Source organism: Herminiimonas aquatilis, from assembly GCF_042665175.1.
GTDB classification, from domain to species: Bacteria; Pseudomonadota; Gammaproteobacteria; order Burkholderiales; family Burkholderiaceae_D; genus Oxalicibacterium; species Oxalicibacterium aquatilis.
This window is the reverse complement of sequence record NZ_JBHTCC010000003.1, coordinates 360,368-375,307: the sequence shown is the minus strand read 5'-3', so window position 1 is coordinate 375,307 and position 14,940 is coordinate 360,368. Positions and strand designations below refer to the sequence as shown.

The 14,940-nt window shown below is 43.9% G+C and carries 14 protein-coding genes; 12 read left to right on the top strand and 2 right to left on the bottom strand.

Features of this window, described 5'->3' with window-relative positions; all coding sequences use genetic code 11:
* Nucleotide 1: 1 nt before the first annotated feature.
* Together flgB and ACFQO0_RS14225 are read left to right on the top strand one after the other, a co-directional pair.
* Nucleotides 2–409, top strand: a complete 408-nt coding sequence (gene flgB, locus ACFQO0_RS14230; protein WP_382235740.1) for a flagellar basal body rod protein FlgB — start codon at nt 2–4, stop codon at nt 407–409.
* A gap of 101 nt (nt 410–510) precedes the next feature.
* The gene (locus ACFQO0_RS14225; protein ID WP_382235952.1) at nt 511–1,131 is read left to right on the top strand and encodes a class I SAM-dependent methyltransferase; all 621 of its coding nucleotides are present in this window, start codon (nt 511–513) and stop codon (nt 1,129–1,131) included.
* A 64-nt stretch (nt 1,132–1,195) separates the two neighbouring features.
* Here the strand turns inward: ACFQO0_RS14225 and ACFQO0_RS14220 are convergent, their stop codons facing one another.
* Entirely contained in the window at nt 1,196–2,257 is a 1,062-nt protein-coding gene (locus ACFQO0_RS14220; RefSeq protein ID WP_382235738.1) for a DNA-binding protein, read from the bottom strand.
* A gap of 182 nt (nt 2,258–2,439) precedes the next feature.
* Here ACFQO0_RS14220 and ACFQO0_RS14215 point away from each other — a divergent pair, with 182 nt between their 5' ends.
* On the top strand, nt 2,440–3,450 hold the full coding sequence (locus ACFQO0_RS14215) for a site-specific integrase (RefSeq protein ID WP_465261969.1): 1,011 nt from the start codon (nt 2,440–2,442) through the stop codon (nt 3,448–3,450).
* A gap of 459 nt (nt 3,451–3,909) precedes the next feature.
* Here ACFQO0_RS14215 and ACFQO0_RS14210 read toward each other — a convergent pair whose 3' ends face one another.
* Nucleotides 3,910–4,551 (bottom strand): VTT domain-containing protein, encoded by a 642-nt coding sequence (locus ACFQO0_RS14210; RefSeq protein WP_382235736.1) that lies wholly within the window; start codon nt 4,549–4,551, stop codon nt 3,910–3,912.
* A gap of 268 nt (nt 4,552–4,819) precedes the next feature.
* Between ACFQO0_RS14210 and ACFQO0_RS14205 the strand changes: the two genes are divergently transcribed.
* The 9 genes from ACFQO0_RS14205 to ACFQO0_RS14165 all read left to right on the top strand — a co-directional run bounded on the left by ACFQO0_RS14205 (nt 4,820) and on the right by ACFQO0_RS14165 (nt 14,607).
* Entirely contained in the window at nt 4,820–5,524 is a 705-nt protein-coding gene (locus ACFQO0_RS14205; RefSeq protein ID WP_382235734.1) for a phosphatase PAP2 family protein, read from the top strand.
* The gene (locus tag ACFQO0_RS14200; RefSeq protein ID WP_382235732.1) at nt 5,521–6,996 is read left to right on the top strand and encodes an ArnT family glycosyltransferase; all 1,476 of its coding nucleotides are present in this window, start codon (nt 5,521–5,523) and stop codon (nt 6,994–6,996) included. The genes ACFQO0_RS14205 and ACFQO0_RS14200 overlap by 4 nt, the downstream gene beginning before the upstream one ends.
* A gap of 406 nt (nt 6,997–7,402) precedes the next feature.
* Complete coding sequence (locus tag ACFQO0_RS14195) at nt 7,403–8,083, top strand: response regulator transcription factor (protein ID WP_382235730.1); 681 nt, start codon at nt 7,403–7,405, stop codon at nt 8,081–8,083.
* A complete protein-coding gene (locus tag ACFQO0_RS14190; protein ID WP_382235728.1) occupies nt 8,076–9,338 on the top strand; it encodes a sensor histidine kinase in 1,263 nt (420 codons plus the stop codon). The genes ACFQO0_RS14195 and ACFQO0_RS14190 overlap by 8 nt, the downstream gene beginning before the upstream one ends.
* Nucleotides 9,339–9,493: 155 nt before the next feature.
* Nucleotides 9,494–11,200 carry a phosphoethanolamine transferase gene (locus tag ACFQO0_RS14185; RefSeq protein WP_382235726.1) on the top strand — a complete coding sequence of 569 codons (1,707 nt, stop codon included), beginning with the start codon at nt 9,494–9,496 and terminating at the stop codon, nt 11,198–11,200.
* Between the two features lie 21 nt (nt 11,201–11,221).
* Nucleotides 11,222–11,965, top strand: a complete 744-nt coding sequence (locus tag ACFQO0_RS14180) for a phosphatase PAP2 family protein (protein WP_382235725.1) — start codon at nt 11,222–11,224, stop codon at nt 11,963–11,965.
* Nucleotides 11,966–11,992: 27 nt separating this feature from the next.
* The gene (locus tag ACFQO0_RS14175; RefSeq protein ID WP_382235724.1) at nt 11,993–12,655 is read left to right on the top strand and encodes a response regulator; all 663 of its coding nucleotides are present in this window, start codon (nt 11,993–11,995) and stop codon (nt 12,653–12,655) included.
* Complete coding sequence (locus ACFQO0_RS14170) at nt 12,652–13,989, top strand: ATP-binding protein (protein ID WP_382235722.1); 1,338 nt, start codon at nt 12,652–12,654, stop codon at nt 13,987–13,989. The genes ACFQO0_RS14175 and ACFQO0_RS14170 overlap by 4 nt, the downstream gene beginning before the upstream one ends.
* Before the next feature lie 222 nt (nt 13,990–14,211).
* Nucleotides 14,212–14,607: a YkvA family protein gene (locus tag ACFQO0_RS14165; protein WP_382235720.1), complete on the top strand. Its 396-nt coding sequence runs from the start codon at nt 14,212–14,214 to the stop codon at nt 14,605–14,607.
* Nucleotides 14,608–14,940: the final 333 nt, after the last annotated feature.

The following is a 14,940-nucleotide window of genomic DNA, read 5'->3' as shown; positions in this document are numbered from 1 at the left end:
CATGGACGGGATTAAAAATAATGGGCGTATACCAATTGGCGAGATTTCTGGCGATCGGTATTGGGAAGCTTCGGTGAAGTTATTTGAGAAACGACTAGAGCTAGTCGCTTCCAATATTGCAAATGCCGATACCCCTAACTACAAGGCGCGGAACTTTGATTTTAAAGCTGCCTTGGCGCAGGCACTGGCCGTACTCGAAACGTCACCACAAGCAGTGTCAATTAATAGCGCGTTCTCACCCAAGCTTTTATATCGAATGCCAACCCAGTCGAGCGTTGACGGAAATACCGTCGATGTGGATGCAGAACAGGCAGTGTTTATTAATACCGCAATTCGATACGAGTTCGCTATGGGACAAGCGATTGATACTTATAAATCGCTGAGTGAGCTCTTCAAAAATATGACTTAGTTGTGTACGAAGTGGTCCAATACCGCCCCCTTATCAATGGGATCCCTAAATCTGATTATTATGTAGTAACTTTGATTTGACGGGGAACAAGGGTGATTATTTTGAATACAAAAGCGCATTGGGAATCGGTCTACGAGACCAAATCTCCGGAGTCGGTTAGTTGGTATGCTCCGCACTTGTTGCAGTCGCTTCACTATGTGACTAAGGCCGCTCCAAATCAGGATGCTTCCATCATTGATGTAGGTGGAGGCGAATCAACCTTGGTTGATGATCTTCTGGCTGCTGGCTATAGCAACGTGACGGTCAATGATCTATCTTCGACCGGTTTAGAAGTCGCAAAGCAACGTCTTGGCATACAAGCTAAGGAAGTGACATGGACGGCAGCAGACATCTTGGAAATGGAGTTGCCCAAAGAGGTATTTGATGTTTGGCACGACAGGGCAGTCTTTCACTTTCTGACAACTAATGCTCAACGTGAGCGTTACGTTGCTCAGGTTCTTCATTCACTTAAGCTAGGCGGTTTTGCCATCGTCGGCACGTTCGGACCTGATGGACCTGACAAATGTAGTGGTTTGCCGGTAGCCCGTTACGCACCAACTGAGTTGCATGCGCGGTTCGGCGAGCCGTTCGACCTCATTGAAAGCAACGTGGAAGTGCACACCACGCCATGGGGCGCCCCACAACAATTTGTTTACTGCTTTTGTCGACGACACGCTCAATGATGTGGGTCTAGTCACGACTATGCCGCAATGCCATGCGCTTTCCAAAAAATGGGGGGAGAAAAAATTACGAATTATTTGCTCGGTGAGCCTCGATATTCAGAGTTTTCTGCGCAGCGATCTGTTGAAGCTGACCTTCCAGCGTCGCCTTGTCGATGCGTAAAGCTTGACAGACCGTTTCCAGGGCGGTGGTCTTTGCTTCCAAATCAATACTGCGGGCCTGCAGTTGCGATCGTTCATGATCCAGGACGGCCAATTTGGTTTGAGCATCCGATAACGCCTCGGATGCAATCTTAAATCGAGCGCTTAACTCGGTGGCAAGCGCAGTTTGCGTGCTTAAGGTCTGAGTCACCATCAATAATTCTCTTTCAAGGCGTCGATAATCCGATTTGAACGACTGCAATTCTTCATCGATTTGCTTCAACTGCGCAATTTTCTGATCCTGCTGCGTCATTAGCACATGTTTGGCGGCAAGTTGGTGGCGCATTTCCATTATTTCGGCATCCAGTGTTACTTTGGAGTGCTCGAACTGACGTCGTTCCTCCATACGCTGGCTGGCAATGGACTCTTGATAGTACTCAAATTGGGTATTCGCTAGATGAAGTTGCTGCTTTAGATTGTCGACCTCGGTGCGGTGATCTTGTAATCGCTGCACCATGCCGGCCGCTTCGGCCTGCAATTTAGCCTCAGTTATTTGCAGGCTATGATAAGCAGCACCGAGCTTTTCATGTGCATTCCGCTCCTGAGTCAGCGCCACATCTAGCTTATCTCGCTCTGTTTTCAAGACCTTTGTAGCATCGCGGGCCGCCTCCATTTGCTCATTGAAGCTTGCCTTGGCCGATGCCAACTGGGCCAAGGTGGCCTCAATATTTTGGCTGGCTTCATGCTGTAGGTGTTCATACAAATTTTTGACCGCCGCGACCAGATCCGCCGGCAAGCCAGTTTGCGCGCCAGAGACATGCTTCTCCTGTTCGCTCTTCCAGCGTTTTAACAAGGGCGCAATTGTACTTTTGCTGCCGGTGTTGCCCAGTGCTTCACGCACGTTATCGACTGTCGCGTTAATGCCGCGGCCGGCCAATTGGGCGGCAACGGACGCCACTTGTGAATAGAGTATGCCTGCGCGCGCCATCGTTAGCCTTAAATAAAATTATGCATTACGTGATACGTAATATTATCTTAAATAACGATTTAAATTATATATAAATTCATATTAAATACCTTCGATAAGGTATCTTATCGCGTGTCATGTTGACGATGATTATGCTAGCCTATGTAATATTGAGTACAAATGCCGAAATCTAGCGACAAAACATGACTGACGAAAATCTACCTGAAAATGATCGCGTCGCACCAAGCGCTGTCGAGGAAATGCCGCGTAACGGCAGTACGGTCATTCCAGTCGATCTTTTGCAGCAAAAGCATCGGGAATTCTTGGCTGCTGCCACCTCCGAAAATACGCGCCGTACTTATCGTTCTGCGATCCGTCACTTTCTGACTTGGGGCGGGGTCTTGCCTTGCGATGAAGTGGTGATCATTCGATATTTGCTCGAATTTTCTCAGTCACTCAATTCCCGCACACTAGCATTGCGCTTAACGGCTCTCTCCCAGTGGCATGCCCATCAAGGCTTCCCTGATCCAGCATCAACGCCAACGGTGCGCAGGACGCTGCTAGGAATTGGCCGCACGCATGGCAAGCCGAAAAAGAAGGCTAAAGCATTACCGATCGAAGATCTGGAGCGTATTGTTGAGCACCTGGCCGACTTAGGCACGATCAAGGCAAAGCGCGACAACGCGCTGCTGCAAATCGGCTATTTTGGTGGCTACCGGCGCAGTGAACTTGTCGGGCTGGAGGTACCGTATGTCGCATGGGAACAGGAAGGACTCGTGATCACGCTGGCACGATCAAAAACGGATCAGCTTGGCCGAGGCATTACCAAAGCCATTCCATTCGGTGATGGACCATGCTGTCCGGCGACGGCATTGCGCGCGTGGCTCGATGCCGCAGGCATCACGGCCGGACCAATCTTCAGATCCATTACGAAGTGGGGTGAAATTGGTAAGGAAGCGTTGCATGAGTCCAGCGTAAATGCAGTACTGGAAAGCTGCGCAAAGCTTGTAAAACTGAATTATGTACCGCAGCTCTCCAGCCATAGCTTACGGCGTGGCATGGCCACCAGCGCGCACCGCGCCGGCGCGGATTTCCAAGACATCAAACGGCAAGGCGGTTGGCGCCACGACGGTACTGTGCAGGGCTATATTGAGGAAGCAGGACAGTTCCAGGAAAACGCGGCTGGTACGCTATTGAGAAGAAAAACATCATGAATACGCAAACCTTCTAACTCAATTCCGATAGGCGAACAGATACTGGAAGAGGCAAACCGTGCGTCATATGTCACGCTGTGCAATAGCAAGTTATAGATATTCATTTATGAACATTGGAACGCTACTAATAAAAATCTGAATTTCTCATTTAAATCATATAGTTAAATGCGCTTCTGCAAAAAAAACGTAATCCCGGCCGAACCTCAATTCCCGCCGACCCTCATACCGGCATTTCGGCTTGCACGCAAAATTGTGCGAGTCGATTGCAAATTGATGAAACACAAACCAAATTGCGATGTATCGCGCGAAAGAAAATGGCAGAGAAGAGTTTCGCTTTAATAGCGAAAGTATGAGTGTTGAAAACTACGTGAGGTTAGAGCTAGAGTCAGACTGGTAACTCCACAATTAAGTAATTACGTTTGTGTTTTAAGCTAGAAAAGTTTAGATATAAATCAACAATCAGTACGACTGACGGGAGCATAACCAGCTAATTATGACGGGTAGGATCGATATAAATACAATGCCAAGAATAACGATCGTGAGATTGGTTATAACCCAAGGAATGTTTCCAAAAAAATGTCCACAAGCGATAAGTAAGCCCACCCACAAGACAGCACCAATGATGTTGTAGACAAAGAAAATACGCGGCGGCATGCGACCTAACGCCGCGACAAATGGTGCGAGCGTTCGAATGATGGGAACAAATCTCGCCAAGACGATTGTCTTTCCTCCATGCCGCTCAAAAAAATTATGAGTGCGATTTATATGATCCTGTTTCAGAAAGAGGATACGTCGAGTATCAATTGCTCTTTCTCTCGTAAACGTTCCCATAAAAAAATTAACGGCATCCCCGCTTACAGCAGCAATGACAAGCAGAGCAAATAATAGCCATGGATCAAGCAAGCTACTTGCCGATAATGCGCCTGCCACAAAGAGGAGTGAATCACCTGGCAAAAACGGCATGATCACAAGACCAGTTTCGATAAAAATAACACTAAATAAAATTAGGTAGACCCAACTTCCATGCAAGGCAAGCAAGGTCGAAAGTTGAACGTCTAGGTGAAGAAACCAGATATTGATGAATGCGACGAATGATTGCATGTTGCCTTTACTGGTTGTGTGCGGTTTGCTGCGATGCCCGGACTTTACCGTTCATAGACTGTTGGTAAACTTGCCCTGTTGACCGTGACAGATCAAAAGCAATTTTTTAATCGTCAAAATATATACAGTAGTACGTTAAGGCGAAGTAAAGATCATGCCCCGAACTTCATTCACTCGATTGGTTTGCACATAAATTTAATTTTTTCTTAAGGAACGTTTAAGAATCGATCACTACTCTTTGCTCATTAATCATATTTATGGGCGAGAGATGAAGAACTTCGCAAATGCCGAATTAACTTCGTATTCATTACAACTTCGTAATATTTCCGATATACCAGAATCAGAGCGCGGCTTATGTTCATTCAATACACGGTATCTATTTGGAATATTTGTTTCTCTAGCAGGATTCTTTCTCCTTTCAGCACTTACACAACTAAGTAGGCCTTGGAGTTTTGAGTCATCACTTTTGTTGTCCCTGCATAGTTATGCTTCGCCATTTTTCGATCAACTGGCATTAATCGCTTCGGCGTCTGTGACGGTTGCTGGCGTCATCGTACTTATATTTCTAGTGTATCGCCGCGCCTGGTATGCAAGCACATTTTTGTTGGCGGCGACATTGGGCACAGAAGCGATCGCGCAAGTCACAAAACATATTTTTCACCACAGTCGTCCTCAGCTCTGGGATGTCATTTCACATCAATCGTCATATGGCTTTCCAAGTGGACATGCAGCCGTGTCGATGTCGATTGTTTTAGCATTATTTTCCATCTCAATTCCTCAGTCTTGGGACCCCGCTCATAAACTCGCCTGTGTCGCATTTGTTGCGGCGGTAGGCTTCTCTCGTATGTATTTAGGCGTGCATTTTCCAATCGATATTTTGGCAGGATGGAGTTTGGCGATTGCATGGGTCTGCATGCTCAGGTTGATGTTCAAGAGTGCAGATCGCCGGATTGGTATAGGGAGAGCACTATGAGTTTGAATAATATGCTCATAGTTACTGCTGGAGAAATACATCTATCAAAAAATACTGCGACAGTGTCAAAATCTCGGGATGGTTTTCTTATTGCTTTTGCTGCAGTTCCGCTTCTACTTTTGCTCTATAGATTATTCTTGATGTCGATTCTCCCACTGGCCGACACAACAGAAGCCAGATATGGTGAAATCGCTAGGCTGACTTTGACACATGGCTTCTGGCTCATGCCGCATATTGATTTGAATACGCCATTTTTTGCGAAGCCACCTTTGTCGACTTGGGCCGCAGCTGTTTCCATGTTCATTTTTGGAGTCTCGGAATTTTCAGCGCGCTTACCCTCATTGTTGGCTTCTATTGCGACTGCATTAACAACCGTAGCCTTCGCGAAGGCTTTCAACATCAAGAAGACGTGGTTAGTATTTCCTATTCTTGCGAGTTGCCCACTTTTCTTCATAAGTGCAGGCGCGGTGATGACGGATGCCATCCAAATGTGCGTCGTCACAGCGGCACTTTACTTTGCATGGCGCGTCATAGACCCTCAATCTGATGCAAGTCGAGATGCTCGTCGTATATGGCGAATCGCTTTCTGGAGCATGGTCGGGATTGGTGCATTATGCAAAGGATTGGCTGATTGGGCATTAATCGGTATGCCTTTGATTGCCTATGCAATTGCAGTGCGCAAGCCGATTGCATTATTCAAGCAAGTTTTTGATTGGTTGGGCGTGGGTGTTGCGATTTGCATTTTTATGCCGTGGTATATCGCAGCTGAGTATTACAACCCTGGCTTTTTAAACTATTTCATTGTTGGAGAGCATTTTTCGCGATTCCTTATTCCTGCTTGGAAAGGTGATCGCTATGGAAACGCGCATGTTGAAGCACTGGGGACGATTTGGATATTCTGGGTTGCTGCCATATTTCCTTGGATCGGTGTATTTGTATCGCAGATTTATAAATTCATGCTTAAAAAGACCGCACACATTGAACCACTTGAGCGCTTCCTTTGGTGCGCAACATTGATGCCGTTAGTATTTTTTACTTTCGCACATAATATTATCTGGACTTATGGTTTAACAGCTTTAGTGCCATTCACTGTGTTAGTGGCACGCTGGATGGAAAATGTATCTGCTACTCTGGTTAGATGGACAAGCATAGGTGCAACTACACTTGCCATAATTTCCGTACTTTGCAGTCCTCTTATTATTAAACACTTGAATGGCAATTCTGATCGAGATCTAGTGGCATCATTTCTTAAGATATCGAAAGCCAATGCAACGCTTGTATATCGTACTAAACCTTGGTACTCGTCGAGCTATTACACGCACGGTAATTTTGAATATCGTCCTAGCGTATTAAGTGATTCCGACAATAAAACAGAAAATATGACTGGCTTAGATGTCGTGGATACTAATAGCGTCGGAAACAAAAAGGTCTACTACCAAGGAACTCGACATTCTCTCGTGTTAGAAAATTAGAATGAACGCGTTGTCGTGCTGAATATTGATCTTGTTGATATCCATATGCAGCATGTCGCAACCTAATACGTCAAAAATAATTAATCCTTAATATAGTGTCTGAAGCAGCATTAATATTTTTGGTCATCAAGATGATGGCGACAACCTTCGTAGAAACTGCGTCTTATAAATAAAATACGAGACTGAATTTTGTGCTTATTTCTACATTGTTTGTTGATGGAATATTCTTAATTATTTCGTTAATCGACTAGTTCAGCCGATATGCTGTCCAGTTAAAATTTTTTTACGTGTACTCTTATAATTTGTTAAATTGCGAAGCTATGCTTATTCCTTTTATATAGATCGAGACGAGATCGGGGAATAGTTCGGTTGCTAGGGTGTTCAAACATTAAGAGAACTCGCCACAATGTACGTGCTCATTATTGAAGACAATTCGGACATCGTTGCAAATCTGTATGGTTTTTTGGAGCCGCTTGGATACACGCTTGACGTCGCGCAGAATGGCGTCGTTGGCATTCAACGTGCCATCTCTTCCGATCACGACATAATTATCCTAGACTTAGAATTGCCAGGTATTGATGGGATAGAAGTATGCCGCCAGCTAAGAAAAGACCAGCGTTTAGCCACCCCAATTCTGATGTTGACCGCACGAGATACGGTCAATGACAAGCTAACAGGGTTTAACGTGGGCGCAGATGATTATCTTGTTAAGCCATTTTCTCTTGTAGAACTTGAGGCGAGATTGACGGCGCTTGTGCGTCGTGCACGTAATCAAATTGTTGAGCATGTTCTAGAGTTTGGCGACTTAGAATTTGATTTGAGTCGTTGTGAGGTGAGGCGAGCTGGGCGAAAACTGGCGTTGACACCAATTGGTTATAAATTACTCGAATCACTTATGCGCAAGGCACCTGCCATCATTACACGAGAATCTTTGTTGCGCGAGATCTGGGGCGATGATCCACCAGATAGCGATGCACTTCGAACTCATATACATGCGCTACGTACTGCCATTGATCGCCCATTTGTGCATGCGATGTTAGTTACTTTGCCGGGAAACGGATACAAGCTTGTAGAAAGCAATGATTAAAAAATTAATAAAGAATCGGTCTTTTCGTACCCGGATTGCAGTTGCTTTCGCCTTGATGGCCTTGGCGATTTGCACTTTTTTCTCTGTCGCCGCTTATCTGGCAGTTGAGATATCGGAGGAGCAGTTAATTGATGAGCGGCTTATAAATGATACCAATCAATTAATCGACCGCCATCAGAATAATATTGTTGGATCATTTGCCGAAGATAATTTTTATATCAATGAAAAAATCCCAGAGCTCTTTCGGACACTTTCTGATGGAGTACACGAAATTGAAATTGACGGTAATGAAACAACGGTATTTATTCGTCGTGTCGGCAGCGATATTTATGCGTCAACAAATGACACCAGTGCTTTTGAAGAAACTGAAAAGCTTATATTTTCTGCCATTGCAGCCGGATTTATAACTAGTTTATCAATTGCCATTATTCTAGGGCTTTATTTATCTTGGCTCATTGTTGCACCTGTCACAAAACTGGCAGCTGCTGTAGAAAAAAATGAAGATTGTTCTGAGCTTCCATCATTGGATGAAGAGAACGAAATCGGAACACTCGCTCGTGCTTTTTCAAGGCGATCTAAAAAAATGCAGCAGTTCCTTGCTGATGAAAAATTATTCACCGGAGACGTCAGCCATGAATTAAGGACTCCGTTAACAATCATGTTAGGGGCGGCAGAATTGCTTGAGGTTCGTTTGGCAAATCTACCGGAAGATTTATTTGTCGCTAAACGTATAACGCGTGTTGCTGCCGAGTCTGCTGAACGAGTTAGCGCATTACTGTTATTGTCACAATCACCGGAAGTGCTGAACGTATCGCAATTGTTAATCTCACACGTTGTGGTCAGAGAGATAGATCGCTATCGTCAATTTTTGGGTGAAAAACCGGTAAGCATTGAGTTCGATAACATCAACGAAGACGTTTGGGTATTCGCAAGAAATGAATTGGCAGGAATTGCCATTGGTAATCTTATTCGTAATGCCTGTCAGTACACGCAGCAAGGAATAGTGCGTGTAACACTTAGGGATGATCGAATCGTGATTGAGGACGAAGGTCCCGGACTCCCCGAGAATGTCAGAGTTCGATTGTTTGCGAGACATGTACGCGGGCATGGCGATGAGTATGTTGGCTCTGGACTTGGTCTGGCGATCGTTAAGCGGGTCGCTGATCACATGGGGTGGACTATAGAATACGAATCGCTAGAAACTAGTGGAAGTAAATTTACATTGTTTTTCCCTCAAGTATCCACCGAAGCCTAATTCCCAAGCTGCTAAATTTAGTAGGAAAATACTCTGGCGTGCTTTATATGGCAGAGTATTTTCGCGAACTCATCGTTCGCTGTTAGCCCTTAACATCATGTTAACGGTTTCATCGCTAACGTGATGACTTCAATTAATGAAGTAGGGTACGAGCCTTGAAAATAACTTCGTCTTCGACGACTGTCGCAGCAACTCAAACTTCAGCATTATTACGCCAACCACCGGTACTTCTAACACATCCTTCTATCAGCGTTGAACTGTTGGCGGTTATGGCTAGCTTGTATTTTACGTTGATCTGCAACACTCTTTTTTTCAAAGCTGCGTTATTCGATAGAGATTGGACTAACTCGGGAACATGGCTATTCGCCGCATCGATTTTTGTTGCGATTACAGCCTTGCACGCACTAATTTTTCTCGTAATTCTCAATCGCTGGACGGCTAAACCGTTATTGGCAGTATTACTAATCGTGACTGCCAGCGCTACGTACTACATGAACAAGTACACCGTATTTTTTAATACGGACATGATTAGAAATATTTTACAAACGGATGTAAAGGAAGCGAAGGAATTATTTTCCTGGGAAATGGCGCTTTATATCGCGATCGCTGCTGGACTACCAATCCTCGCCTTGACGAGAGTTCATTTTACTCGGCGCACTTGGCAACGTAATGTGCTCATACGGATTGCGATGATCATTACGTCATTATTAGTAACAGTTGGTTCTGTAATGTTGGTATTCCAGGATTTCTCATCTTTGATGCGGAATCAAAAAGAAGTACGGTTTTTGATAACGCCAGCTGCCTATCTCACGTCTTTCATACGTGTCGTCGCGACAGATTCAGAAAAAGCAACTCAACCGAAAATCAACATAAGTGATGACGCAAAACTTGGTTCTGCCTGGAAAACTAGATCTAAACCTGTGCTTTTTGTTCTCGTCGTAGGAGAAACGACAAGGGCTGCGAATTGGGGATTAAATGGTTATGAACATCAAACAACGCCAGAGCTAGAAAAACTTAATGTTTTGAACTTCACGCACGCCAAATCATGCGGTACCAATACCGAGGTATCTGTTCCGTGCATGTTTTCAATTTACGGTAGAAGAAATTACGACCAGTCTGCAATAAATAGTCATGAGTCTTTGTTGCACATCATAAATCACGTTGGCTTGAATACAGTTTGGCGTGATAACCAAGGTGGATGCAAAGGCGTTTGCGATGGATTAGAAGAACAGCGTCTTGATAGCAGTAAGCATCCAACTTTATGCAATGCAGAGAGATGCCTTGATGAAATTCTTTTGAACGACATGGATGGGGTAATTCAAAAGGCAAAGAATGGCAATTTGTTTGTAGTACTCCACCAACTGGGGAGTCATGGCCCGGCATATTTTAGTCGTTACCCTGTCCAAATGCGCAAATTTACTCCGACTTGCGATACCTCTGATTTAAGTAAATGCACGAAAGAACAAATAGTTAATACCTACGACAACACCGTTTTATATACCGACCATTTTCTTGCAAAGACAATAGATTTTCTAAAGCATCAGTCGAACTACGATACCGCGATGCTATACATGTCAGACCACGGAGAATCACTTGGCGAAAATGGAATATTTCTACATGGCCTTCCATATTCAATTGCGCCCAAGGAACAAACTCAGATTCCGATGGTGCTGTGGATGTCAAAAGGGTTTTCGAACAGCTTCAGTATCAACAATGAGTGTTTAAAGCAGAAAGCCGACAATCCTGTAAGTCACGACAATCTCTTCCATTCTTTGCTTGGAATGTTACAGATTGAATCGAAGTACTACGAAAAGGAGTTTGATATTACTTCTGACTGCCACTTAATCAAAAAAACATCGTAAGTTTTTTCAAGGCAGACAAAAGTGATATTAAAAAAAAATTACCAGAGTTTTTACATTTTCAATGTGATCGGACTAACGATTACAGGTCTGTTATTTGTCTGGCTTTCAAACAATGGAACTATCGATTTCTGGATTACAAAACATTTCTACGATGATGAATTACATATTTTTTCTTTTCAAAATTCAAAATTTTTAGAAAGCATTGGCCACAAATTTTTAAAAGATTTAACGGCGTGCATTTTAATAGTTGGAATTTTGCTGTCTATTGCTAGTTACGTAATTGCGGCATTACGTCCATTGCGGCGTCCGTTGATTGGGTTTTGTGTGATGGCAATCGCATCTGCGTTGTTTATATCGTACCTAAAATCAATCAGCATTCATTCATGTCCTTGGGACCTCCAGATGTATGGAGGTCAAGCCAAATGGTTTCCACTTTTTTCCGGGTTTTTGACTGCTAATAGTCAAGGTCATTGCTGGCCAGGAGGACACGCTTCCGGCGGCTTTGCACTTATTGCTGGGTACTTTTCATTTAGAGAATATCGTCCGCATTTGGCGAGCGCATTCTTGTTTTCAGGATTTTTATTTGGATCCTTAATGAGTTTTGTGCAGATCGTTCGAGGTGCGCATTTTCTATCGCACAATTTATGGACTTTGTGGTTCATATGGACCATTTGCCTGGTAATTGACGGCATATTTCGACTCATCTGTTTACTCCAGAAGAATTCACCCTCTCTTAACGAGCGATTACATAAATTCTCTTCATAGAATATTTTCTCCATTTGAAGGTGAACTATGCGCGTCCTGTTAATTGAAGATGATCCGATGATTGGTGAAAGCTTGGAAGAAGGCTTGCGCAAAGAGGGTCATGCCGTCGATTGGGTGCGCGACGGGAAAATGGCAGAAATAGCCATTCTTAATCATGAATACGAGATCCTCCTATTGGACCTAGGGTTGCCGAGTAAGTCTGGTATTGACGTGCTATCAAGCTATCGTCGTAAAGGCGGAGACGCCGCTGTTCTCATCATTTCGGCTAGAGATAAAAAAATGGATCGCGTCAACGGTCTTGACAGCGGTGCAGATGATTATCTTGCTAAGCCTTTTGAACTTGATGAATTGTTCGCCAGAATTCGTGCGGTAGCAAGACGACGCTCAGGGCGAGTAGCGCCGGAGCTTAGCCATAGAGGACTAACAATTAATCCTGCGAGTCATCAAGCTGTTTTAAATGGTAATGAGATTAATTTGTCTGCCAGAGAGTTTTCTTTATTGATGGCATTGTTGGACACACCCGGTCGCGTTCTTTCTAAGAGTCAGTTAGAAGAAAGATTGTATGGATGGGCAGAAGAAATCGAAAGTAACACCGTTGAAGTATATGTACATAGTCTAAGAAAAAAACTAGGTGCCGACTTCATCAAAAATGTAAGGGGTGTTGGTTATATGATTGAAACAAGTAGATGAGAACAATTCGGCAGCAACTTTTAATCTATTTGTTCGGCGGGATGGTAACAGCGACCATTATCGCGAGCATAGCTACCTACATCGAAGTGAGGATCGAGACTAACGAACTTTTCGATTATCAACTTAAGCAAATTGCTGCGGCACTTCCAGATGAAATCGCTTCGGGACATAACTTGCCTGTTGATAGCGAAGCTGACGAAGAAGTAGCAGTACAGGTGTGGAACAAAGACGGTACGCTTTTGTTCACGTCTGGACCAACACAGCTGGTTCCATACAGCAGGCAAATCGGTTTCGTATCTATTGCTATTGATGGGGTAGGTTGGAGGCTCTATACAGAAGATGATCACGGCCGCACGATTCAAATTGCTCAACCAAGAGCGGTGCGAAGAGAACTCGCTACGGCAATGGCTACTAGAGCGTTGATCCCTTTCATTGTTTTGATACCAATCCTAGCTTTTTTGATTTGGTCTGTAGTCGGTAAAGGTCTCCGTCCAGTCCAGCGGCTAGCCGATGAGGTTGCTAGTCGATCACCAGATTTACTAGATGCCTTGTCTATTGATGACTATCCTCCCGAATTGAGACCTATTCTTATCGCATTAAACTCACTTCTTGCTCGTCTTAGTAATACATTAGATGTTCAGCGTGCATTCGTTGCTGATGCTGCTCATGAATTACGAACTCCACTAGCTGCACTGAAACTTCAACTTCAATTAGTTGAAAAGGAAGGAGCTAACGAAAAAATGGCCATCGGTTTCTCAAAAATTCACGAACGTCTTAATCGCGCTACGCATGTCGTTCAACAATTACTTACGTTAGCACTTCACGAGAGATTGAATCCGTTGTGCGGTTTGAAAAAGATTAATCCGTCTAACTTGATGATTGATGTTGTTTCAGACCAAGTTTTGCAAGCGGAAAATAAAGGAGTGGATCTTGGCGTTACAAGTAGGACGGATGTTGATTTTAGCTCCCAATATATTGCGGGTGATGAGGATAGCTTACGGATCATGTTAGGAAATTTGCTCGACAATGCTGTGCGCTATACGCCATCGGGTGGACGTGTAGATGTCGCATTTCATAATGAAGACAACGTCGGGCTTATAACTATTTCGGATAATGGATCTGGTATTCCTCCCTCTGATAGAACACGTGTCTTCGATAGATTTTATAGGCGAGAGGGAACGGGACAAATGGGAAGTGGCCTAGGACTTTTCATCGCCAAAACAATCGCAGACCAACATCGTGCTTCGATAGAACTGGGTGATAGTAATTTAGGTGGATTAAGAGTTGTTGTCCGATTCATATTAATGAAAGAACGCGATATTAATGGCATCTAGTGATGGCATCTCGGGCCTTCTGGTAACTCCATACCTGCCAGAGTGCAGCGGCTCTCGTGTGCAATTCTTAATACCTCGTTAAAAATTGACTGCACTGTTTTGCCTTTATGAGTTTGTATCAATATCAAATTCCTTAAGATGTTAGCCAGATACAGCTGTTTTGGAAGCATTATCGACTTTGGCTACAATAGTATAAAAATTTGATCCGCATTAAATAGCGAAATGTTATTAACTGAAAAAATCCGAAAATGGGCACGTCGTATTAAACGAGATGGGGTTACATTATGGTTTGCATATAGACATCCCAAGACCCCTTTTGTAGCGAAGGTATTGAGCGTATTTGTTGTCGCATACGCGTTAAGTCCGGTCGATCTAATTCCGGACTTCATTCCAATTCTTGGGTATGTTGATGACGTTTTGTTGCTTCCTGCTTTGATCTGGATCGCAGTTAGACTAATACCAACAAATGTTCTGGAAGAGTGCAGGGTGAAAGGCGATGAATGGATCGCACGTGAAGGTCGTAAGCCACGAAATAATTGGGGTGTCTTGCTAGTGATTACACTTTGGATTACAACGGGGTGGGCAATCTGGAGTTATCTTATCGCTTCTCGAATATAAAGCCGTTTAAAATTTTCTAAGAATTTATAACATGAAAAAAATACTGTTCACAATACTGCTAATTGCTGGCACTTCGTTTGCCTTTGCTCACTCAGGGGAAACAGATAAAAATGGCAGCTCTCACTGCCACTGAATATTAGCATTTCAAGATATCCACTCAGGCGCATTTCAAAGTGTAGTGGTCTAATGATTGCGGACACCAATTTAGACGAGAGTACTCGCAATGGAGAGGTGTTTGATGACCAGCTAAGACCTACGTTTCCCACCAAGTTCAAGTAACACGCTACATAGTTGATGCTGTAAAAGACCTATCGTATTGCAACAGTGTGTCAT

Excerpts from the sequence above, each read along its gene's own strand:
- flgB (WP_382235740.1), top strand. The coding sequence starts at position 2 with ATGGACGGGATTAAAAATAATGGGCGTATACCAATTGGCGAGATTTCT.
- ACFQO0_RS14220 (WP_382235738.1), bottom strand. The coding sequence starts at position 2,257 with ATGGCGCGCGCAGGCATACTCTATTCACAAGTGGCGTCCGTTGCCGCC.
- ACFQO0_RS14215 (WP_465261969.1), top strand. The coding sequence starts at position 2,440 with ATGACTGACGAAAATCTACCTGAAAATGATCGCGTCGCACCAAGCGCT.
- ACFQO0_RS14210 (WP_382235736.1), bottom strand. The coding sequence starts at position 4,551 with ATGCAATCATTCGTCGCATTCATCAATATCTGGTTTCTTCACCTAGAC.
- ACFQO0_RS14205 (WP_382235734.1), top strand. The coding sequence starts at position 4,820 with ATGAAGAACTTCGCAAATGCCGAATTAACTTCGTATTCATTACAACTT.
- ACFQO0_RS14200 (WP_382235732.1), top strand. The coding sequence starts at position 5,521 with ATGAGTTTGAATAATATGCTCATAGTTACTGCTGGAGAAATACATCTA.
- ACFQO0_RS14195 (WP_382235730.1), top strand. The coding sequence starts at position 7,403 with ATGTACGTGCTCATTATTGAAGACAATTCGGACATCGTTGCAAATCTG.
- ACFQO0_RS14190 (WP_382235728.1), top strand. The coding sequence starts at position 8,076 with ATGATTAAAAAATTAATAAAGAATCGGTCTTTTCGTACCCGGATTGCA.
- ACFQO0_RS14175 (WP_382235724.1), top strand. The coding sequence starts at position 11,993 with ATGCGCGTCCTGTTAATTGAAGATGATCCGATGATTGGTGAAAGCTTG.
- ACFQO0_RS14170 (WP_382235722.1), top strand. The coding sequence starts at position 12,652 with ATGAGAACAATTCGGCAGCAACTTTTAATCTATTTGTTCGGCGGGATG.
- ACFQO0_RS14165 (WP_382235720.1), top strand. The coding sequence starts at position 14,212 with ATGTTATTAACTGAAAAAATCCGAAAATGGGCACGTCGTATTAAACGA.